Raw genomic sequence first — 22,237 nt, 5'->3', positions numbered from 1 at the left:
ATGGCAAAAATTTATTTGGGCATCCAGGACTGGTGATCCTGCATCGTCTTATACAGCGTGGCAGTCATTTTTGAATATCCCAAATGGTTTGGGTGAAAATGATCTGCCGGCGATAAATAATCATTCAATTCACCAGTAGAACCGCCGACTAGCGCCTTTTCGACATTTTGACCGTCAAAGCTATTGTTATTATTTGCCTTAGCATCCTTGGCAGCCAAAGCAGATCGCTTTGCAACAGTATCATATTGACCGTACGAAAGACGTTCGTTAATATTCATGAAATATAATTTACTGATATTGTTAGCCGTTGCTTTTGTGACTTGGTTAAAGCCGGTGATATAAGTATTTAGTTGATCCACGTTGGCAAAATAAACGTAAACCGGGTTGTAAATACTGAATAAAAAGATTGGCGCGTTTGTATTTAAGTTACGAACTGCCGTCAGAAGACTCAATAGCTTTGTGGCATATTTCTGTTGAGTTGCTGCGACAACGGCATCCATCTGGGTCACCGTGGATTTGCCAGACAGAGTAGCCGTTTGTAATCCTTGCATCAGGTCGTTACCACCGACTGTCATCGTAATGGCATCTGCATTAGCAACCTGTTTCTGCATCGCTGGCGACTGATTTAGTCGCTTTAAAATTTGATCAGAACGATCACCGGCTTTTCCGTAGTTATGGGTCGTTACGTTTAACTGATCTTTATCAGTTAATTTCGTTTTAATTTGACCAACATAGCCGCCATCCTTAGCTTGATCACCGACACCCTGCGTCAAAGAATCCCCGAGGGCCACAACGGTTACCTTTTTACGCTTGGCAGACGTCTTACTTTTTGATTTGTTAGTCGTTTGTTTATGTGAGTTAGCGGAACCCTTGCTACTCGAACTGTCTTTTGAAGATGCTTTTCTGGTAACGTTAGGCGCTAACTGACTTGGTTGTGTATGACGTTGCGGTTGCATTTCATGGCTGCTTTGATAAAGCCACCAGGTTGCCCCAAGTGCCACCACAATGGCAACAACTAGCAAAGCTCTAATCCACCATTTAAAAAATTTCATTGACCGCTCCTTTCTATCAGTCAATCTTATGATCAATTGATTTTTTTGACGTTTGCAAACTAATAAAAAAGTTGAGGGCTAATTTCCGAAACCACCGGGAATCAGGCTCAACCAACTCGTTTTACTGACAATTAGTTGACCAGAAGAAATAACTGGCCTGGATAAACAGTACTAATAATTTCGATGATGCTGTTTAATCTGTGTAATACATTAATGCAAAGGCACCTTGACCTGCATGCGTTGCAATGATCGGCACCGTTTGTCGAACAACGACTGGTACGTTAGGAAACAGCTCATGAACGTGACTAGCAATTTTTTCAGCTGTTTCTGGCGCACCCGCATGAGAAACACCGATACTAGCAATATGACCAGCCTTCTGCATCTCTCCATAGGCCATGTCCAAAAACTTGGTAATGGTCTTCATGCCGCGACCTTTTGTGGTAACTTCAATCTTGCCATCAATCACTTCTAAACCAATTTTGATGTTCAACAAATTAGATACCAACCCAGCAGCACGGCTAATACGACCACCTGCAACTAGATTATCCAGTTTAATCACACCCATGAACAGACGTGAGTGGTCACGAACTTCAATCGTTTTAGCCACAATTTCATCAGGGGTAGCTCCGTTTTCTGCAGCCTCAGCAGCAGCCAACACTTGGAAGGCCAAGCCACGGTCAGTCGTTTGCGAATCTACAACCTTAACGTGTGTCGACGTTAGTTGTGCCGCCTGACGCGCAGCATCAACAGTTCCCGAAATTGATTCCATCATCGTAATGCAAACAACTTCTGAGCCATCCTTACCTAGTTCGTCAAACAAGTCGACAAATTTTCCCAAAGGCGGTTGACTCGTCTTAGGCAACGTATCTGCATCAATCATTTTTTCCATAAATTGTTCATTGGTGATGGTTTCCCGTTCCACGTACACGGTACCATCAATCATAACTGACAGTGGGACGATGTTAATGTGATGCTCTTTAATTTCATCCTCGGTTAAACCAGCTGATGAGTCAGTTACAATTTTTACATTAGCCATAGCTCGAAATCCCACGCTTTCTAAAATCTACTCTGCACTGTTTTGAATGAGCATGCTACAATGTAGAGCATGAATGAATAAGTGTTACAAGTATAACAAACTTTGCCACTAATTTCATAAAACAGCGGGTTTCTTTGCCGATTTTATACTTTCGCAAACAACTACGGAAACCCACCGAACTGTTAGGAGTTTTAACATGCAACAACAGCATTCACGTACGTATACCATCGTCAACGAAGTTTTTAATGCGATCACTCACGGAATTGGCTTTGGACTGGCCATTGCCGGTCTGGTGATCTTAATTATTCGCGCCGTCCACACTGGTTCTTCTTTGCGAGTCGTGACGTTTTCGATCTATGGCAGTATTTTAATCTTATTCTATCTATCGTCGACCTTGTTTCACGCCCTCGTGTTTACAAAGGCGAAACACGTCTTTCAGGTGTTTGACCACAGTGCCATTTACTTGCTAATTGCAGGCACTTATACGCCGTATAGCCTGTTGGTTATTCAAGGCGTTCGCGGATGGGTCATTCTCAGCGTTATCTGGGTCATGGCGATTGCCGGCATCGTCTATAAATCTATTTGGTTAGGCCGGTTCAACATTGTCTCTACAGTTATTTACGTCGTCATGGGTTGGATGTGTCTATTCGCCTTTCCCCAGTTGTATCACGGCCTTGGGCTTACTGGGTTTTGGTTGCTCGTTGGCGGTGGTGTGGCATTCACAGTTGGTGCGATCATTTACAGTTTCAAACAAATTCCGTTTGGTCACGTCATTTGGCACCTATTTGTTATGTTTGGTTCAGCCCTCATGTATTTCTCAGTCTTGTTTTACGCTTAAGTACGCCGACAAAAAATGCTATGTAAGATTCACCATCAATTAGATGTGTGACGCTTACATAGCATTTTTATTTAGTTACGCATGTGGACGACGAACATACGTTAAAAACGCGTACGGCCACCGATTCTTATCGTCAGCTGCATGCTTCTCAGCGGATTGTAGTGTCCAATCATCTAAGTTGACCGCTGGCATATAAGTATCACCGTCAAACGTCGCGTCAATTTTTGTAACTAGCAACCGATCGGCCATTGGCATCAGCTCTTTATATAAACGAACACCGCCAATCACAAACAGCTGATCATCTGGATGATGCGTGATCCAATTAGCCAATTCAGCCAAAATGGGAAACAACAAAATTCCCGGCTGCTCAGATAAAGTTGACGACAACACAAGGTTCTTTCGGTTTGGCAACGGCTTGCTTAACGACTCAAACGTCCGTTTGCCCATAATTACCGCGTTGCCCGTCGTCTGTTGACGAAAGTAACGGACATCGGCCGGTAAATGCCACGGTAACTGGCCGTTTCGACCAATTAGATGATGCTGATCTTCAGCCCAAATTAATGTAAGCAAAACACAGTCACTTCCTGTCAAAAGTTAGTCATGCATCTAAACGGCAACGGGGGCCTTAATTGCTGGCAATGGATCGTAATCCTTAACCTTAATGTCATGCATGTCGTAATCAAAGATACTGTCTTTTTCATCATTGAGCCATAATGTTGGGGCTTTTCGCGGTGTCCGGGACAGCTGTTCCTTAACCTGGTCCAAATGATTGAGATAAATGTGCGCATCCCCAAGCGTATGAACGAACTCACCCACTTGTAAGTGACATTCTTTCGCGATCATCGAGGTTAACAAAGCGTAACTGGCAATGTTAAACGGCACGCCTAAAAAGATATCACCGGAACGTTGATACAACTGACAGGACAACTTGCCATCTGCAACATAGAATTGAAACAGTGTATGACACGGTGGTAAGGCCATGGTAGGCACATCTTCTGGATTCCATGCCGACACAATCAACCGCCGTGAATCTGGATGCTGTTTGATCATATTGATGACATTTCCTAGTTGGTCAATTGTTTCACCCGTGGATGTCTTCCACTTGCGCCATTGTGCACCGTACACCAGACCGAGCTCACCATATTGTTCAGCAAACGTATCATCATGCAAGATCTGATCGTCAAAATGCTTTTTTTCTGTTTGATAACGTTCATTAAATTCTGGATCGACTAAGCTGCGGCGACCAAAATCGGTCATGTCAGGTCCCTTGTAATCCGCACTGTCAATATAGCGTTGAAAGGCCCATTCGTCCCAAATATGATTCTTGTGTTCGAGCAAGAACCGAATGTTAGTATCGCCATGCAAGAACCAGAGTAGCTCACTTTTTATGAGTCCAAACGGCACCTTTTTAGTGGTCAATAACGGAAAACCCTCGCTTAAATCAAACCGCATTTGGTAACCGAACGTTGACTTGGTCCCAGTACCGGTCCGATCTGACTTAACGGTGCCGTGTTCATAAACGTATCGTTCCAACTGTAAATACGCGTCTTCCAGCATATCTTTGCTTCCTTTCACCTGATGCCTAAGCGTTAACGTCATGATAGTTCAAATAAAGCATTTTTATTCAGAAACAAACTGACTTAAATAATCCCAGCGTTCCATGGCTTTGGTCAGTTCCGAATCAGTCTCTTCAAACTGTTTTTGCAAATCGGCCAATTTACCATAGTCGGCGCCGTTCTCATTCATCTGAGTACTAATTGCTGATTTTTGTTGTTCAAGATCATCGATTTTACCTTCGATGCCATCCCATTCTTTTTGTTCCGCATACGTTAACTTATGTTTAGTCTTCGTTTGGGGTTCATCGGTCACGGCAGTTTCATCTTGTTTAGTAGATGACTCACTTATTGATGTCTTTTCTTCATGTTGACGTGCCTCAGACTGTGCCTGCTGTTGCAGGTAATCACTAAATTGACCAATAAAATGATCAATTTTGCCATGCCCATCAAACACAAGTAACTGGTCAGCAACCTTATCCAAGAAGTAACGATCATGTGAGACCGTGATAACGGTGCCAGCAAATTTGCTGAGGTAATCTTCAAGGACAGTCAACGTTCCAATATCCAGGTCATTGGTCGGTTCATCTAGGAAGAGTACGTTTGGCTGTTCCATTAGTAACTTCAACAGGTACAGTCGACGTTTTTCACCACCGGACAATTTACGGATTAACGTACCATGCATAAACCGTGGAAACAGGAACTGCTCCAACAGGTTAGTCGTGCTAATCTCATTACCATCTTTATCGGTCACAGTCTCCGCTACTTCGTTCAGGTAGCTGATGACTCGTTTATCACCTGGAATTGGCTCAGTTTGCTGTGTGTAGTAGGCAAGTTTGACGGTCTCGCCGATCGTAACCGTGCCACTATCAACCGGCAAACGTTGTGCCAACACGTTTAGCAAACTAGTCTTGCCGGCCCCATTAACCCCGGTAATCCCAATCCGATCACCTGCTTGAATCAATAAGTTGAAGTCATTCAATAGTTTATGATCGCCGAGTTGCAAATTAACGTGTTTGGCAATGATCACTTTCTTACCCAACCGTTGCTGACCTAGGCTAATGTCAACATCCTGGTCAACCTGCAAGGTATTGAGATTATCCTTCAAGTCATTGAAGTGATTCACCCGCGCCTGTTGTTTTGTACTACGGGCTTGCGGGGATGTGCGCATCCATGCGAGCTCTTTTTTATAGAGCTGCGACTGTTTGCGGTCGGCCTCCACTTCATGCTCAACGCGTTCCGCTTTCTGCCCAACAAACGCCTGATAATTACCTTGATATTCGTAAAGCTGTCCAAACGATAGTTCAAAAATCCGCGTTGCCACGGCATCTAAAAAGTAACGGTCATGTGTCACGACAAGAACAGCACCACGATAACTGGCCAAGTACTTTTCCAGCCAGTCAATGGAATCAAAATCCAAGTGGTTCGTAGGTTCATCCAGCAACAACAAATCCGGCGCTTGAATCAGCACCTGCGCTAAACCTACCCGTTTACGCTGACCACCAGACAATGTTTTAACCTGTTGATCCAGGTCGGTAATATGCAATTGCGTCAAAATGGTTTTGACGTTACTTTCGGCCAACCAAGCATCTTCCTGATTCATTTTCGCTTCAGCCCGAGTGTAACGAGCTAACGCCTTTTCATCTTCCGGGTGCAAACTGTATTTGGCCAACGCTTGCTCATATTCACGAATGGTGGCAAATACCGGCTGTGCACCGGCGAACACCGCTTCCATAACGGATAACGAATCATCCAAGTCAGGAATCTGCCGGAGATAACTGATCCGGTAATCATTTGGTGTTTCAATTGTGCCAGAGTCCTGCGGGTCAACACCAGCAATCGTATTTAAAAGAGATGTTTTGCCACTACCATTTGTGCCAATCAGGCCAATCCGGTCATTTTCACCAATCAAAAAGGAAATTTTATCAAAAAGTGTTTTTTCACCGTAGACACTCGTTAATGCCTCTGCTCGTAATGTCTGCATGATTTATTTTTTGTCCGTCCTATCTCTAACAGTTGTCACTGGCCACTTGCGCCAGATGCAATCTCATTTTTTCGTTGAGGTGTCATTTTTTGCCAGGATCTTATCCTGAACATATTTCAACAATTCTGCGGCCTCATTATTAAGTTCACCATCAATAACGGCATTTTGAACTTTTTGCAGCGTTTCACCAACTGCAGGACCAGGCGTTAAACCGGCTTTTTTGATTAAGTCAGCGCCACTCAGCGCAAGGTCATGCGAATCCTTGATTGGTAGCTCATTATAAACGCGCAGCCACTCGTTTGGATCATCTGGACCATAGCCACTCATACGGGCAACATTGGTGCCTGCAGCGATCGTGTCTGGCGTCATCGCAAATAGCAATTGTTTGGTAACACCATGATACTGCTGTGCATATGCCAAATGAAGCGCCTGATTGGCCGCCTTGATGATATGATTGGCTGTCTTCCATGCTTGCAAAAACTCCACCGTGTCTGGATATGACAGCCCTAAATGAAATGCCACCATCGCCCAAACTTCAACTTCATCTTTAGGTGCTAATGCCGGTACCGTCGCAATCGTGGACAAATCGATTGTATGCCCCACCAAACCAGGACAATAGTCTGCCAACGTCGTTTGAATCATCATAGACAGGCCACGATATGCTGCTTTCCCTAGCATCATCCGCACAAACTCATCATGAATCCGTTCAACCGCAATTTGACTCAATAAATGTGCGTGCGTGTGAATAGCTGCCAACGTTTTATCTTCAATCTTAAAGTTCAATTGACTAGCAAAACGAACGGCGCGCATCATGCGTAGTGCATCTTCACCAAAACGTGCTTCCGGATCACCAACAGCACGGATAATGCCAGCTTTCAGGTCACTTAATCCGTCGAACAAATCAATAACTTCACCATCTTGACGCAGAGCCAGCGCATTAATCGTGAAATCGCGGCGTTTAAGGTCATCTTCCAAGTGGCGAACAAATGTCACTTTATCTGGCCGACGATAATCTTGGTAACCAGATTCTGTCCGGAAGGTTGTTGTTTCATAGCCAGTCCCATGATCTAGAATCATGACGGTGCCGTGTTCGATACCGGTATCTACCGTCCGTTTGAATAACGCCTTTACTTCTTCTGGGTACGCACTAGTGGCAATGTCCACATCGTGAATTGGTTTGCCTAAAATTGTGTCTCTCACTGAGCCACCCACAAAGTAGGCTTCATAACCAGCGGCTTCGAGCGTTGTCAAAATGGGTTGTGCACCCACAAATTCTCGCGGCAATTGTGCTAAACGCATGTTAAGCCATCCCCTCATTAACTATTTATCACCCATTCTAGCAGAAATATGGCGTTGATACACTATGGCTAAACTTCAATTGGTCTGCTATCTTTAGTGATAGTAAAATATTCACGGATCATTGGGGGCCATAATGAGACAAGATGAAACGATGCGGTTACGCGACTTCATATTTATTGCACTGGGCGCAGCACTATACGCTTTTGGGTTAGTTTACGTTAACATTGTGAATAGGCTAGCTGACGGTGGTGTTGCCGGAATTTCATTAATATTACGGGCATTATTTAATTTGAATCCTGCTTACACTACGTTTGCCATCAACGTGCCATTGTTATTGATTGGCTGGCGTTTATTGGGTCGACGTTCGTTTGTATACACCGTTTTCGGCATTTCCATGCTATCTGTATGGCTGTGGGTGTGGCAACGAATGCCCATTGCCATCAATATTCACCATGACCTGTTCATAGCCGGTGCCTTGGCCGGTATTATGGGCGGCTTCGGCTGTGGTCTAGTTTATCGTTCCGGTGGCACACTGGGTGGTACCGACATCATTGCCCGCATTTTTGAAAAACAAAGTGGCGTGCCGATGGGACGCAGCCTTCTGATTCAGGATGTCGTGGTGTTATCAGCGTCATTGGTCTACATTGACGTTGTGCACATGATGTACACGTTATTGTGCTCGTTTGTGTTCACCCAAATTGTTAATTTCACCCAATCTGGCGCCTATGCAGCTCGCGCCATTATGATTATGAGCGACAAAAATGAGGAAATTGCAGCAGCCATCATCGCTGAACTCCAACGTGGTGTGACTTATCTGGATGCCGAGGGTGGCTTTACGAATACGCCACGAAAGATGCTCTATTGTGTCATCAGTCCGCGAGAGGTCCAGACAATGCGACGAATTGTAGAACGGATTGACGATCATGCCTTTATGTCAATCTTACCTGTGCAACAAAACATCGGTGAAGGCTTCTCATATAAAGTGGTCAAACGCCGTTCACTTTTCTAAATTTCAATTCTCATGTATTTAAAGGACATTTATGACTAATCAAGTGTATCCGTACCAAACAGAATTTGAAGCTCATTTAAAGCAAAGTGGTTTAGCATTAGCAACTATCAATCAGTATCACGGGGATTTACGAGCCCTTTTTGATTACTTGATGCAAAATAATCCTGGCTTTGCGACAGCACCGAAATTAACCAATATCTTCGAACACGATGTTCAAGATTATTTGAGCTATCGCCTAGCACACCACACCATTAATCCCAACACCTACAACAAGTTGCTGTCTCACCTAAATAATTACTTTAAATGGGCTTTTGGACATCACCTCATGCAAGAATTGCCAACTTTAACGATGCACGGCAAAACATTGGCAAAGCCTACCAAGGTGACGGTCAAGTGGCTGGATGAACTTGGCGAAATCGTCGAAGACGGTCAATTGAGCTTTTACACACGACTCAGTTTGTTACTCATTAATCAGGGATTTACAGCTGCTGAATTTTTACAACCAGGTTTTTACAAAACATTCGCCACATTACAATGGAAACCGTTTGAGCGGCAATTTATTCGTGCCTACCAGCGCTTTATTGCGCCATTGCAAACAAGGCAGCAATCACAGGATCTATTTTTAAAACAACGCCTCGACCTAGAACACCCCCAGCTGACTTTACCCGCGCTACATAAGTACTTGGACGCTGATGAAGAACGCCTGGGATTCTCACTTTCGCCGCGTGCGTTACACCAAGCCTTTATTATTGTATATCTGCAACGCCACCGTCATGACGACAATCAAACGCTCGCACAGGCGTTACGATTGACGCCACAAAGTTTGCGGTATTATCAAGAACTACAGCAACAGATTCAGGCATAAGAAAAGCGATTCATCAACATGAGGCCACCTATTGAGGTGTCATCATTCGATGAGTCGCTTTTTAAATTATTTTTTAGTAGCCTTGGTCTTCGTAATCTTCTAAGGCTGCAACCATTTCTTCATCCTCCGGCTGCAACTTCAGATAGTTCCGCAGCAAATTAACCGCAACTTCGGGTTGCCCCTGCTCACGGTAGAAGAAGAATGCCGGCTTTAAAAAATCAGGATTGTCTTCAAAGTAAGGCCGTGCTGCATCATAGTAAGTTTGCGCCTCTTCATTCTTTTCCAAACGAACGTAAGAAACCGCCAAATTCCAGTACACTTGTGGGTCAACTTGGTCACGCTGAACGTACTGAGTTGCCAAGTCCACATTTGCTACATCGTGATGCGCCTGAACATACAAGTTGCTCAACTGGATCATGAGCGTCTGATTATCAGGATCCAGCGCTAACCCACGTTTGAGGTAATCCTCTGCAGCTCCGTTCTCCTGCAATTTAAGCGCCAAATTCGCCGCTAATCCAAAGAGGTCCTGGTTATACTCATCAACACCTAAACCCTCTTGAGCGACCTTATAGGCTGCCTCAACCTGATTATCATCAGACAGTGCGCGGGCAAGATACGGATACAGTGACGAATACGAAGGATCCTCGTCATGCAACTGCTCAAATGTGTGAATCGCCTTTTGATTATCCTTGAGTTGCGTGTACACAAAGCCAAGTTGAAAACGGACGTCCGGTGTCATATCGGCTGTATGAATCTGCTCAAGGTAACCAACCGCCTGTTCAAATTTACCCGAATTAGCATAAGCAACCCCGATGCGGGAAACTAAATCTACGTCTTCCATCTTTGGAATGCCACGTTTGATCAAATCCAAATAGTAGTTAATTGATTTTTGATATTCACGCATCATGAAATAAAATTCACCAAGTGCAAACAACACCACCGGTTCATCTGGAGCAATTTTTTCTGCCGTTAACAATTTTTGTTCGCTAACTTCAAATAATTCCTCTGATTGATATAGGTCAGCCGCCACTAACAGGCTTTGTAGATACGCGTCAGAATCTGGCGAGACGGCGTCCAAATAATTAGTTGCAGCGTCCGTGTCACCCTCGTCAATCGCAATGTCGGCCAAACTCGTTCTCAGTTCGTCCTCATCCGGATACTCTTTTAATAATTTTTCATAGATTCGTTGCGCCTTTTTATTGAAACCTAGGCCATATAATTGTTCAGCCAAATTATACAAAGTGTCGTCATCATCTTTACGCAATGCCCACGCAAATAATTTATTTGATTTATCTACCTGACCGCTTTGCAAAGCATCGAGCATTTGAACCGAATAACTATTCGTCTCACTCATGTTTCGGCCTCCTCATAATTCTTAATATCGACATATTATTGTACCCTTATCCGGCATTTAACACCAGCAAACGCACTGATAGTGTTGCGTTAATCGTTGCGTCGACCAGAAACGCCGTTCCCTGGGACCGGTCTCAGGGCAGCATTCGATTTTGACAACCGCAAGCGCCGAAATAACCACTATCTCAAACAAACTATAACAATTAGTTTGGGAAAAAGAAAAAGGACCCAGATTTCTCCGAGTCCTTATCCATCAAGTAATAAATTACTTAACGGCATCCTTTAAAGCTTTACCTGGCTTGAATGCAGGTACCTTGCTTGCTGGGATTTCGATTTCTTGCCCAGTTTGTGGGTTACGGCCCTTACGAGCAGCGCGTGAACGTACTTCGAAGTTACCAAAGCCGATCAATTGCACCTTGTCGCCCTTAGCTAAGCTCTTTTGAACTGAGTCAAAAACTGCATCAACAGCCTCGGTTGCTGATTTCTTGGTTAAACCAGTTGCTGCTGCAACATCGTTAACTAATTGTGCCTTGTTTGCCATGTGAGATTTCACCTCCGGATTTGGGCTTAGACGTTTAATTATGTAAACATCTAGTAGCCATCTCTGAGTGGTCCAGAAACGGCGAAACAATAACGGTCAACCGCATCATTTCAACATTCAATTTACCACACAGACATCGTTTGAACAAGCAAAAAAGTGCATTTTTCCTTGTTAAATCAATGTTTCTAGCCATTTTTATAATGAAAGTGATTGAATCGTTCTAATTTGACTGATGCAACTACTTTCTTTGACGCGGAATTAGGTGAATTGGCGTCCCCGTAAAGTCGAACGCCTTACGAATTTGATTCTCCAAAAAACGCTGATATGAGAAATGCATCAGTTCCGGATCATTAACAAAGAAGACAAATGTCGGTGGCTGAATTGCAACTTGGGTGACGTAATAAACTCGTAATCGACGCCCATTTTGTGTCGGTGTTGGTGTTGTTGCAATTGCGTCAGTAATCACATCGTTTAATGTTGAAGACTTAATCCGTTTGCGATGGTTCTCGTTAACCTGCTTAATTAAGGCTGGCAACTTGTCCAAACGTTGATGCGTCTTTGCAGAAACGTACACGATCGGTGCATAGTCCAAATACTGGAACTGGTCACGAATCTCTGCTTCAAAGTTAGCCATTGTGTAATCATCTTTGGTTAACGTATCCCACTTGTTAACAACGATGATAATCGCCCGGCCAGCTTCGTGTGCGTACCCAGCAACGTGTTTATCCTGCTCGCGAATGCCTTCTTCGGCGTTCAAAACAACCAGCACAACATCACTCTTGTCGATGGCACTCATCGCGCGCATGACCGAATACCGTTCTGTGTTTTCATAAACCTTACCACGTTTACGAAGCCCAGCGGTATCAACCATGGTGAACTCATCGCCATCGGGATCTGTAAACTTCGTGTTAACGGCATCACGAGTAGTACCGGAAACATCCGAAACGATGACACGATCTTCACCCAGTAAAGCATTCACAATGGATGATTTGCCGACGTTAGGCCGACCAATCAAACTGAAACGGATGCTGTCATCCTCATCGTTAGCTGCATCGGTTGGAAATTCTTTAACCACTGCATCCAATAAATCGCCTAAACCGGTCCCATGAGCACCGGAAATTGGGTATGGATCGCCAAATCCAAGTGTATAAAAATCATAAATTTGTTGACGTTGTTCTGGATTATCGGCCTTGTTAACGGCTAATAAGACCGGCTTATCAGCTCTGTATAAAATCTTTGCGACCTGTTCGTCTTCGTCGGTGACACCTTCTACCGCACTCGCCAAAAAGACGATTACGTCAGCTTCATCAATCGCAATTTCTGCCTGTTCGGTGATTTGCACACTAAACGGTTGATCTGACAGATCAATCCCACCAGTATCAATCAAATTAAAGTGACGACCGAGCCACTCTGCAGATGAATAAATACGATCACGGGTAACTCCCGGCGTATCTTCCACAATGGAAATTCGGTCACCAACTAAACGGTTAAAAATAGTGGATTTCCCGACGTTTGGTCGGCCAACAATGGCCACTGTTGGATTAGCCATAGCTTTCCTCCTGTTCTTGTTCAATATCGTGTCCCAGTGTACGCAATTGTCACGTATTTCGCAACAATCCGCCCGCTGGGAGACATCGCATTACCATAAAAAAAGATTCCCCCAAAACGGAGGAATCCATGGTAGCTTAATTCAACCTACTTGTTTAAATCGTTACCAGTCAAATCACCAATTGTGAAACCACCATCGTCATCACTTGAGTAATTTTGAACATCATTACGAGAAGCGCCACGATCTTCGTGTTCTTCATGGTTATTTTCACTGGCTGGTTTTTCTTCCAGAGCCTTGATGGATAAACCAAGACGTTGTTGTTCAGGATCAACATTCAGAACCTTAACCTTAACATCTTGTCCAACCTTCAAAACATCATTTGGTGTAGCAATGTGTTCGTGAGAGATTTGTGAAATGTGAACTAAGCCTTCAACACCTGAGAACACTTCAACAAATGCACCAAAGTCAGTCAAACGACGAACAGTTCCGTCAAGAACGGCACCAACTGGAGCCTTTTCTTCGATGTCATCCCAAGGACCAGGTTGTGTCTGCTTCAAGGATAATGAAATTCGTTGACGATCTGGGTCAACATTCAATACCTTAACCTTGATTTGTTGACCAACCTTTAAGACATCACTTGGCTTGTTAACATGCTCGTATGAGATTTCGGAAACATGGACTAAACCATCCACACCACCAAGATCAACGAATGCACCAAAGTCAGTCATGCGTGCAACTGTACCTTCGACAACATCACCAGCAACAAGTGTTGCAAACAACTCTTCACGTTTAGCCTTGTTTTCTGCTTCAACAATGGCACGGTGGGACAAAATCAAACGGTTTTCGCTTGGTTCGATTTCCACAATCTTAAACGTCAATTTTTGACCCTTGAATTGGTTTAAATCTTCAACGTAGTGGTCAGAAACCATTGATGCAGGAACAAATCCACGCACACCAGCATCAACCACTAAGCCACCTTTAACAACTTGTGTAACAGTAGCATCCAAGTTGTCGCCGCTTTGGTATTCCTTTTCAATGTTGTCCCAAGCCTTGCGGGCTTCCAAACGACGTTGTGATAACAGGTAACTGCCGCCTTCTTTATCGTTGCCAATTCGTGAAATGACAACTAAATCCAGGACGTTACCGACTTTTAATGAATCTGAATCAGAAGTTAATTCCTTTACTGGTACGACACCTTCAACCCCAGTGTCGCCGATACCAACAATTGCTTGTCGGTCTTCGTCAATGGCCAATACTTCACCCTTAACGACATCGCCAATGTTTACTTGGCCCGCGTTGTTTAACGCATCTAATAATTCTTTGTTGTCTTCGCTTTCGCTCATCAAAAAATCCTCCTAGTGACAATATCTATTTAACATAATAATCGAATTACCGATGAAATACCAGTAATAAGCCTAACCTTGATGATTTAAATATTGATCGATGGTCTTTGAAATTTGTTCGACCACTTGCTTAACCGATAATGAAGTCGTATCTAAACGCTGGGCATCCTTGGCCTGAACCAATGGTGACGTCTCCCGGTGAGAATCTTTGTAATCGCGAGCTTGAATTTCATCTTCCAATGTCTCAAGTGAAACCTCAATGCCCTTACTCTGATTTTCCAAATAACGACGCTGGGCGCGTTCCTTAACACTGGCAACCAAGAAAATCTTGACCTGTGCATGCGGCAAGACCGTTGTACCAATATCACGACCGTCCATCACAATGCCACCTGCCGCAGCAATCTTTTGCATTTGCGCAGTTAAGGCAGCCCGCACTTGCGGTAAGGCAGCGACTGTTGAAACGTTATTAGTAACGTCCTCACTACGAATCGCCTTTGTAACATCCTGATCACCTGCAAAAACGAGTTGATCTGGTGAACCAGCTGCAAAATGAATCGGTGTCTGATCGACGACAGCCATCACTGCGGATTCATCGTCTAGTTGAACATTCTGTTGCAGTGCAACCCATGTAATCGCCCGATACATTGCACCCGTATCCAAGTAAACGTATCCATATTTGGCGGCCACGAGTTTAGCAACCGTACTTTTCCCAGCTGAAGCCGGGCCATCAATGGCAATTTGAATGCCATTTACAGCAGAATCATTCATGCTTGTCCTCTCCTATACACATTCTCGAACCTTATCATTATACCGAATGTTGAAACACAAAAAAATGTCTCAGTTTAGGTTATTACCAAAATGAGACATTTCTTAGCTTAATTTCATTGTTATTTAACGCGGAGCTTTTGCCCAGGTGCAACTTGGGATGAACTTGAGAGTCCGTTTAGTGTTAACAGTTGTTGCAAGGACAACCCATTATTAACAGCAACGCGGTACAAGCCTTGCCCGGCTTCAACCGTGACATATTTATTACCACTATCGGAGCTGCTAGAACTGCTTTGGCTTGAAGATGAACTAGTGTCATCTGAACTAACCGTATTGTCGCTGGACTGTGTCGTTGCTACAGAACTACTGTCATCTGTGACACTACTGACCGATGTTGTATCAGTCGAACTTGCACTGTCACTAACTGAGCTCACAGAAGATGACTTGCCGGAAGCTGTCTTTTTTTTTACAGACGAACTACTCGTTTTTTTCTTAGATGAGGAGACCGACACGGCCGCGCTCTGAGGATGATTAAACGTATTCATGTGAGCCAAGTAATACCAGGTTGGCACTGCGGCTAACGCAATGATAACTAGGACAAGCAATGCTGTAATTAATGAATTATGGCTATTACGCTTGCGGTTAGCAGTACGAGATACTTCACCATTATCCTCCGAAAACTTTTTGTCCCAAGGCTTTTGTCCTTGAGGATCGTTATTTTGACTCATGACGTTTCCTCCCTGTTTCCTATCACTGTCTAACATACTAGCATATTCAAACATTGGAATTAGTAAAGTTTTCGCTAAAAAGTGCCTTAAACTGCTGACGCCAGCCTGGAATTTGCATTGTCTTTTGCAGTTCATGCTGATCCTGTGCCAATCCCAATTCTGACAATGAGAATTCCGTTCCGATAGGCGCACAGCAGCTGTGGTCATGTGGCACCGAAGTTTCATTGAAACCATTCAGTAGCGTTTTTCGCAAGCAGTCAGGTGATCGCGTAAAGTTAATGAATTTGCGCAATGCAAGTTGTCGTTCTTGACGCAGTTCGCCAAATCGATCTATCAGTTGTTGTTCGCTAAAATGATGCTTTTTGTAATAGTCAAGCAACTGGTCCATATCAGTTTGTAACGCTGGTTGTTTGGTTTCATAAAATGTTTTGACTTGGCGATCATTCGGTAGTGGGAGCGTCGCCAAATCAGCCGGCAATTGTTCATCGCCTGGTGCAATGAGACAGATGGCAATACTTTGTTGCCCATCACGGCCTGCCCGTCCTATTTCTTGCACGTAATCATTTAAGTTGCCTGGTAAATGATAGTGAATGACAAAGCGAATGTTATCTTTATCAATGCCCATCCCAAACGCACTCGTTGCACAAACAACTTGCAATTGGTCGGCCATAAATTGTTGTTGGACCGTATATCGCGTTTGAGCATCTAAACCAGCATGGTAGCTGGCCGCGGGATACCCAGCGTCGCTTAGCCGTTGCGCCCATTCATCGGCTTGTGCCTTACTTGAAAAATAAATAATTCCAGGCTTAACAATCTTTGCCATCAGGCCCATAAGTTCGTTAGCCTTCTCCTTTCGCGAAGTAACGGAACGCATCGCCAGGAAAATATTGGGACGATTTACTGACTGCCTGATGACTTGAACGTTTTGTTGATCATCAGTAGCCATAGCCATCGACGCTTTTCTTGCAGCAGTTGGCCTTAAACGTAGCTGTGTCAAAATGTCGGTTTGAACATGTTCATCAGCGGTAGCGGTCAACACACAGGTTAATGGATTGCCCAATTGACTCCGAACGTCACCTAAGCTCAAATAGGCGGGTCGAAAATCTGGTCCCCACGTTGAGATACAGTGAGCCTCATCAATAACCAGCAGCCCAATATTACAATGCTGAATTGACGTCATCACACCCTCATTTTGAAGCATCTCCGGTGAGATAAAAATAAATCGATATTGTTGTAGTCTACTTAAGATACTGTCTTTTTCCGGTTTAGTCAGCAATGAGTTCAGTGCCACTGCCCGCCGTTCACCGCGCTGATTCAATCGTCCCACTTGATCCTGCATTAATGATAACAACGGCGACACAATTAAACACGGACGGTTTATCAAATAAGTTGTCAGTTCATAAATTAATGTTTTGCCACTCCCAGTCGGTAGAATGGCCAGGCCATTTCGTCCTTGTTGTAAACTGTCAATTGCTTCTGCCTGTCCAGGTCGAAACTTCTTGAGACCAAAATGAGTACGCAATGCCGCTTGCCGATCACGTGCTAAATCAACAGCAGTCTCTGATAATTTTAAACGTGGATCATTTGGCTTAACATGCCGTGGCAATTGGATGTCATTGTCAATTTTATGTGGTTCACGACTCATTTTTGCTTTGTCTCCCAAATTTGTGTCATTCGATATTGAAAAAACTGATCTGGCGTCGCACCCAATGAACCCTGCCAATTGTCAATATTGACAGGTTGATGTTTTTTGATGCTTTCACGAGTAGCCTCATCAACACATTTTTCATACGGAAACTGATCCAGCGGTAATAAAATCGCGGCAGTTAATAAATGTTCATTAATTGTGCTGGGCCTCAATCCCCGTTGTTGTGAAATCGCTGTTCTTGTTGTCCCTTGCTGAACAGCACTAAGTGTCTGCTTCACCGGTCGTGGTAATGCCTGATCCATAAACGGACTTAATAAATTACGCCACCCATGCGTGTCGGCTTGGCAAAACTGCGCAAATGCCGCCAAGTTGGCCGCCTGAATTAAATCAATTTGCCATGTCGGCAGGTTCAAAGCTTGTGAAAGCTGTTGAACAGTGTAGCCTGGATGCATTTCCCCAGCCAGTTGACTCAAAAAGACGTCTGCCTTTCGCGCCGGCATTGTCGCTAACCAGCGGTTTAAGGCCAGCGTTAAGTCACGTATATGGTTCTCATCAAATGAACTACTTCTGAACCAGCGCCGTACCTGTACTCTGGCACGTTCACTAACACTGACGGGAAAATACCCCATATCGTGATAAATGGTATGTGAAAGAGCCTGAATGCCTAATAAAGTAGTTTCAGCCACGATTTTAACGTGCATAATTCGATACACTTGCCGCTGTTCTGCCGGAAAGAGTTCTGACAGTTCATCATTTTCCAATGCCTCATTGCTCAATAACTGGCCGTCCGACTGAACTGTCACGCGTTTATCCTGCACTAACTTATTTACTGCTCCGTTAAACGTGTCCCACTGTAACGATGGGAATACATTCAGCCAGGATAGCAGTTTATAACGAAGCGCCCAATAGAGCACTGACACCGTTCGTTTGCCGGTCAAACAGTTAAAAATAACTTTGGGTCGGCGTGGTTGTGAAGCCGATAATAAACGGATTAAAAATTCTGGATTCACGCCAACCCCTCCTACAATGTTGTGATGTCAGTTTAACACAAGACCGCTGACTACTAGCGACAGAAAAAAGCAACCAAGCTAAAATGGCTGCTTTTACATTTACTCATTTCACTATTTAGTATTAATGGCACGACGTTGTCTGCTCAACCATGGCGCCATTCGCCAATAAACAATCCAAAAGGCGATGCCAATAATAACACCTTTAATTAGATTGAACGGCACCACTACAGTCCAAATCAACGCTGGAATGTTTGTTGATTGCGGTAAGCCACCGACTTTCATGTATAACGGAAACATTAAAAATGCATTGAGCAATGCCATAATAATTGTCAACAACACTGTACTCAGTGAAATTCCAACTGACAATTTAAAGCTGGTCTTCCGGCTCGATCGCGTTAACAGCCAGTAAATCGGAATTACGTACGCCATATTGGCTACAAAGGCGATCGTGTCACCAATTAAGCTAAAAGGATTGATGCCCTTTAGCAATAAATGCAAGACCACCGCGATTAGCGCAATCAATGCACCATCGCCCAACCCATAAATCACTGTCCCCAGTAAAATAATTAATAAGCTGAAATCCAGCTTCATAAACGTAGCTCCCGGCAGAATCGGAAACTCTAAAAACATGATGACCGCTGCAACCGCGCCTAACACGGCGACGCTGATCATCCGTCGTAATGCTGTACTGCCCATCTGAGACTCCTCCTTAAGTGCCATCGATGGAACTATCACAGTTTTCATCTTGAGCACCATTTTAGATGGGTCATCTTCTTTGGCATGGCAATAAAAAAGCCTCATCACATTCCTTCAAGGGAACACGATCAGACATGTTGAATCCATCAAAATAAGACTCTTAATTGCCGATCTTCTTTATACCAGACTTTACTGTCGGCCTTGGAATTTCACCAAGATCAATCTCCATCAGATGGAGAGTCGCGGGCTATCACCGCCGGTCGGGAATTTCACCCTGCCCTGAAGACGAACCAAGTATTAAATTTGTAATTACTTACAAGTGAAGTTTAACACATAACCAAAAATGGTCAACATAATCTTCCCCACCACGTGTAATTACGTGACTAAGCGTTAGCGGCGAAAACCCTTCTTGTTTGAAATCGATTCACGTAATGCTTCCAGTTCAACAGATTTCAATTCACGGTAATCACCAGACGTCAGACCATCAAGGGTCAAAGGACCATAACTGTCGCGTCGCAACTTTTCAACTGGAAAGCCAACGGCCGTCAACATGTTTTTAACTTGGTGATTATGTCCTTCATGAATTGTTAATTGAACGATGGCCGTGTTTTTACGATGATCAACACTAATCAGCTTACTTTTAGCTGGCGAGGTCTTATGACCATCAACAACGAGGCCATGACGCAGTTTTTCTAAGGCATCGTTTGTCGGCACACCTTTTACTTTAGCGACATACGTTTTATCAACTTTAAACTTAGGGTGCATTAACTGATTGGCTAGTTCACCATCATTAGTCATTAACAACAATCCAGATGTATCGTAATCCAACCGGCCAACTGGATAAATTCGCTCATCAATATCGTCTAGTAAATCGACTACCGTCCGACGCCCTTTATCATCGTGGGCAGTGGATACAACACTACGCGGTTTGTACAACAAATAGTACACAAACTGCTCTTGCTGAATTGCAACACCATCTACTTGTATTGCATCATCTGCGGTCACTTTTGTGCCTAGTTCCCGAATGACCGTTCCATTAACCTGAACATGTCCTGTCGAAATCAATGTTTCAGACTTACGCCGCGATGCGACACCGGCCCGAGCCATAACTTTTTGTAATCTTTCTGCCATTATTAATCCTCGTGTTCTTCTTTGTCTTCTGTTGTACCAGCCAATTGATCTTGAAAAGCCGCTAGGAACAGATCACCTGTTTCTGCTTGAGCTTCATCTAACGTTTCTGCTTGCGGTAACGGCGGCAATTGACTAATGTCATTTAGGCCAAAATAGTCTAAAAAATAATTTGTTGTTCTATATAAAATGGGGCGACCTGGCTCATCTTTTCGCCCGTGGGCCTCCACAAGATTGCGAAGCACCAATTTTTGCAATGTTGCTGTGCTGGACACCCCACGAATCTCATCAATATCAATTCGTGTTACTGGCTGACGATAAGCGGTGATGGCCAGAACTTCCAATGAAGCTTGCGATAAATTAGTTGCTAAGGGTGCCTCAAAATAACGTTTGATCACACCTGCTAATTCTTTTTTTGTCGCCAGTCGGTAGATACCATCGTTGTCTAGCAAACAGAGTGGATCATCCACACTCTCTTCATGACGTTTGGCAATCTGATCCAACATCGTGTTGATTGCCGCACGCATAAAACCTGTTGCATGGGACATTTCCGCAACTGAAATGCCTTCGTTACCTGCAATAAACAGAAGTCCTTCAATTTGTTCGATATTTGTCATGACTCTTTTTCATCCTCAAATGGCGTTAATACTTCTTTATCTAGATCATCCTTGCTCCGTTCACCGGCAAAGACCTGAATTGGCCCGTTAACAACACTTTGGTCGAACCGGACGGCATTCATTTTTGCTAGTTCCAACATGGCCAAAAATGTTGTCACGAGTTCATCCGTTTGTGGTTGCTCAGAAAACAAGTCCTCAAAAGCCGTTGGTCGCTTACGATCTAATTTATTTAACATGACCCGCATTTGCTCGCGAATAGTAAATTGATCACCCGACACGGTTCGAGAAACGGGTTTGGCAATTTGTCGCTGTGCCAACATGTGCTTAAACGCAGCTTGCAGATCCGCCACCGTAATACCTGGGACTAAAGAACCCAATTGAACATCTGCCGGCACACCACTCGCAGCGCGAGTAAATTGCTGTTTACGATCTTGCTCTTTATCGCGTAATTCATCAGCCGCCTGCTGATAACGACGATACTCCAGTAATTGAGTTACTAATTCCGACCGCGGATCTGAATCGTCAGTAGTATCCTCATCCTCGTCAGCCGCCCGAGGCAATAACATTCTACTTTTAATCGTCATGAGCGTCGCCGCCATGACAAAGTATTCGCCTGCGACATCCAGCTTCATGTTTTGCATTTGATGTAAATATTTTAAATATTGCGAGGTGATTGCAGAGATTTGAATGTCATAAATATCCATTTCTGAACTGCGAATCAGATGCAATAATAAATCTAACGGCCCCTCGAAGTCAGCAATTTTAATCGTTGGCTGGTTTGCTAACGCTAAATTGACTTCTGCCTCCCGATCGTGAGCACGTTGCCCAGGCCATGATTTACGAGTGTCTGTCGCATTAGCGCCCATCAATATTCCTCCACCGCATAATCATTGGCGTAGTAGCAATGGTGCCCATGATCCGTTTTTCAGGAAATAATTCTGCAACGGCGTCTAAAATGGCCTTTCTAGTACTATCATTACGTTCTTGAGGTGACAGAACAAGTAATCGAATGAGCACAAACTGATCTTCCAATTCAAACCCCACGACGCCAGTAAACTGGTTGTGGTCGTTTCGCCATAGATACATTTGCCGACCACTGCCGTCAGTATACCAAGCCATTTCTGCTTTTAGATGCTTCATGTTGTGAAAGTCCGGCAAGAAAGACAGCAATCCCATGGTTGTTTTTTCATAATCATCACGGTATTTAACTAGCATGACTTCGT

22 protein-coding genes and 1 riboswitch are annotated in these 22,237 nt (G+C 44.0%); of the genes, 3 read left to right on the top strand and 19 right to left on the bottom strand.

The window, feature by feature from the left end; genetic code table 11:
• Positions 1 to 11 precede the first annotated feature (11 nt).
• A complete protein-coding gene (locus LDK34_RS05800) occupies positions 12 to 1,052 on the bottom strand; it encodes an SGNH/GDSL hydrolase family protein (RefSeq protein ID WP_178942487.1) in 1,041 nt (346 codons plus the stop codon).
• Positions 1,053 to 1,245: 193 nt separating this feature from the next.
• Complete coding sequence (locus LDK34_RS05795; RefSeq protein ID WP_236941555.1) at positions 1,246 to 2,088, bottom strand: DegV family protein; 843 nt, start codon at positions 2,086 to 2,088, stop codon at positions 1,246 to 1,248.
• Between the two features lie 196 nt (positions 2,089 to 2,284).
• On the opposite strand from LDK34_RS05795, the gene trhA reads away from it, so the two are divergent.
• Entirely contained in the window at positions 2,285 to 2,926 is a 642-nt protein-coding gene (gene trhA / locus LDK34_RS05790) for a PAQR family membrane homeostasis protein TrhA (RefSeq protein ID WP_178942485.1), read from the top strand.
• 75 nt (positions 2,927 to 3,001) lie between these two features.
• Here the strand turns inward: trhA and LDK34_RS05785 are convergent, their stop codons facing one another.
• The 4 genes from LDK34_RS05785 to LDK34_RS05770 all read right to left on the bottom strand — a co-directional run bounded on the left by LDK34_RS05785 (position 3,002) and on the right by LDK34_RS05770 (position 7,762).
• A complete protein-coding gene (locus tag LDK34_RS05785; RefSeq protein ID WP_236941554.1) occupies positions 3,002 to 3,496 on the bottom strand; it encodes a dihydrofolate reductase in 495 nt (164 codons plus the stop codon).
• A 36-nt stretch (positions 3,497 to 3,532) separates the two neighbouring features.
• Positions 3,533 to 4,483: a thymidylate synthase gene (locus LDK34_RS05780; RefSeq protein ID WP_178942483.1), complete on the bottom strand. Its 951-nt coding sequence runs from the start codon at positions 4,481 to 4,483 to the stop codon at positions 3,533 to 3,535.
• Between the two features lie 63 nt (positions 4,484 to 4,546).
• Positions 4,547 to 6,463, bottom strand: a complete 1,917-nt coding sequence (locus tag LDK34_RS05775; protein ID WP_236941553.1) for an ABC-F family ATP-binding cassette domain-containing protein — start codon at positions 6,461 to 6,463, stop codon at positions 4,547 to 4,549.
• 63 nt (positions 6,464 to 6,526) lie between these two features.
• Complete coding sequence (locus LDK34_RS05770) at positions 6,527 to 7,762, bottom strand: CCA tRNA nucleotidyltransferase (protein WP_178942481.1); 1,236 nt, start codon at positions 7,760 to 7,762, stop codon at positions 6,527 to 6,529.
• A gap of 133 nt (positions 7,763 to 7,895) precedes the next feature.
• Here LDK34_RS05770 and LDK34_RS05765 point away from each other — a divergent pair, with 133 nt between their 5' ends.
• Both LDK34_RS05765 and LDK34_RS05760 read left to right on the top strand, forming a co-directional pair.
• The gene (locus tag LDK34_RS05765; protein WP_161003153.1) at positions 7,896 to 8,771 is read left to right on the top strand and encodes a YitT family protein; all 876 of its coding nucleotides are present in this window, start codon (positions 7,896 to 7,898) and stop codon (positions 8,769 to 8,771) included.
• 31 nt (positions 8,772 to 8,802) lie between these two features.
• A complete protein-coding gene (locus LDK34_RS05760; RefSeq protein WP_178942480.1) occupies positions 8,803 to 9,636 on the top strand; it encodes a site-specific integrase in 834 nt (277 codons plus the stop codon).
• A gap of 73 nt (positions 9,637 to 9,709) precedes the next feature.
• Here the strand turns inward: LDK34_RS05760 and LDK34_RS05755 are convergent, their stop codons facing one another.
• From LDK34_RS05755 to LDK34_RS05695, 13 genes are all read right to left on the bottom strand, one after another.
• The gene (locus LDK34_RS05755; RefSeq protein ID WP_178942479.1) at positions 9,710 to 10,990 is read right to left on the bottom strand and encodes a tetratricopeptide repeat protein; all 1,281 of its coding nucleotides are present in this window, start codon (positions 10,988 to 10,990) and stop codon (positions 9,710 to 9,712) included.
• Between the two features lie 264 nt (positions 10,991 to 11,254).
• Positions 11,255 to 11,530, bottom strand: a complete 276-nt coding sequence (locus LDK34_RS05750; RefSeq protein ID WP_017261921.1) for an HU family DNA-binding protein — start codon at positions 11,528 to 11,530, stop codon at positions 11,255 to 11,257.
• Positions 11,531 to 11,768: 238 nt separating this feature from the next.
• Positions 11,769 to 13,079, bottom strand: coding sequence for a ribosome biogenesis GTPase Der (gene der / locus LDK34_RS05745; RefSeq protein WP_017261922.1), 1,311 nt, complete (start codon positions 13,077 to 13,079; stop codon positions 11,769 to 11,771).
• 146 nt (positions 13,080 to 13,225) lie between these two features.
• Entirely contained in the window at positions 13,226 to 14,422 is a 1,197-nt protein-coding gene (gene rpsA, locus LDK34_RS05740; RefSeq protein WP_236941552.1) for a 30S ribosomal protein S1, read from the bottom strand.
• Between the two features lie 72 nt (positions 14,423 to 14,494).
• The gene (gene cmk / locus LDK34_RS05735) at positions 14,495 to 15,190 is read right to left on the bottom strand and encodes a (d)CMP kinase (RefSeq protein WP_236941551.1); all 696 of its coding nucleotides are present in this window, start codon (positions 15,188 to 15,190) and stop codon (positions 14,495 to 14,497) included.
• Positions 15,191 to 15,309: 119 nt separating this feature from the next.
• A complete protein-coding gene (locus LDK34_RS05730) occupies positions 15,310 to 15,915 on the bottom strand; it encodes a LysM peptidoglycan-binding domain-containing protein (protein WP_178942476.1) in 606 nt (201 codons plus the stop codon).
• Between the two features lie 46 nt (positions 15,916 to 15,961).
• Entirely contained in the window at positions 15,962 to 17,560 is a 1,599-nt protein-coding gene (locus LDK34_RS05725; RefSeq protein ID WP_178942475.1) for a RecQ family ATP-dependent DNA helicase, read from the bottom strand.
• On the bottom strand, positions 17,557 to 18,573 hold the full coding sequence (locus tag LDK34_RS12635; protein WP_178942474.1) for a helix-turn-helix domain-containing protein: 1,017 nt from the start codon (positions 18,571 to 18,573) through the stop codon (positions 17,557 to 17,559). Before LDK34_RS12635 ends, LDK34_RS05725 begins: the two co-directional genes overlap by 4 nt.
• 111 nt (positions 18,574 to 18,684) lie before the next feature.
• Complete coding sequence (locus LDK34_RS05715; RefSeq protein ID WP_178942473.1) at positions 18,685 to 19,269, bottom strand: ECF transporter S component; 585 nt, start codon at positions 19,267 to 19,269, stop codon at positions 18,685 to 18,687.
• A gap of 166 nt (positions 19,270 to 19,435) precedes the next feature.
• Positions 19,436 to 19,560: riboswitch (FMN riboswitch) on the bottom strand.
• A gap of 99 nt (positions 19,561 to 19,659) precedes the next feature.
• On the bottom strand, positions 19,660 to 20,400 hold the full coding sequence (locus tag LDK34_RS05710) for a pseudouridine synthase (RefSeq protein WP_161001260.1): 741 nt from the start codon (positions 20,398 to 20,400) through the stop codon (positions 19,660 to 19,662).
• 2 nt (positions 20,401 to 20,402) lie between these two features.
• Positions 20,403 to 21,014: an SMC-Scp complex subunit ScpB gene (gene scpB, locus LDK34_RS05705; protein WP_178942472.1), complete on the bottom strand. Its 612-nt coding sequence runs from the start codon at positions 21,012 to 21,014 to the stop codon at positions 20,403 to 20,405.
• Positions 21,011 to 21,880, bottom strand: a complete 870-nt coding sequence (locus LDK34_RS05700) for a segregation and condensation protein A (RefSeq protein ID WP_178942471.1) — start codon at positions 21,878 to 21,880, stop codon at positions 21,011 to 21,013. The genes scpB and LDK34_RS05700 overlap by 4 nt, the downstream gene beginning before the upstream one ends.
• The gene (locus LDK34_RS05695; protein ID WP_236941550.1) at positions 21,870 to 22,229 is read right to left on the bottom strand and encodes an N-acetyltransferase; all 360 of its coding nucleotides are present in this window, start codon (positions 22,227 to 22,229) and stop codon (positions 21,870 to 21,872) included. Before LDK34_RS05695 ends, LDK34_RS05700 begins: the two co-directional genes overlap by 11 nt.
• Between the last annotated feature and the right edge of the window lie 8 nt (positions 22,230 to 22,237).

It is taken from the genome of Furfurilactobacillus milii (genome assembly GCF_021654115.1).
GTDB classification, from domain to species: domain Bacteria; phylum Bacillota; class Bacilli; order Lactobacillales; family Lactobacillaceae; genus Furfurilactobacillus; species Furfurilactobacillus milii.
Note: the sequence above shows the minus strand (reverse complement) of the source record. Positions and strands in the feature narration are given on the sequence as shown.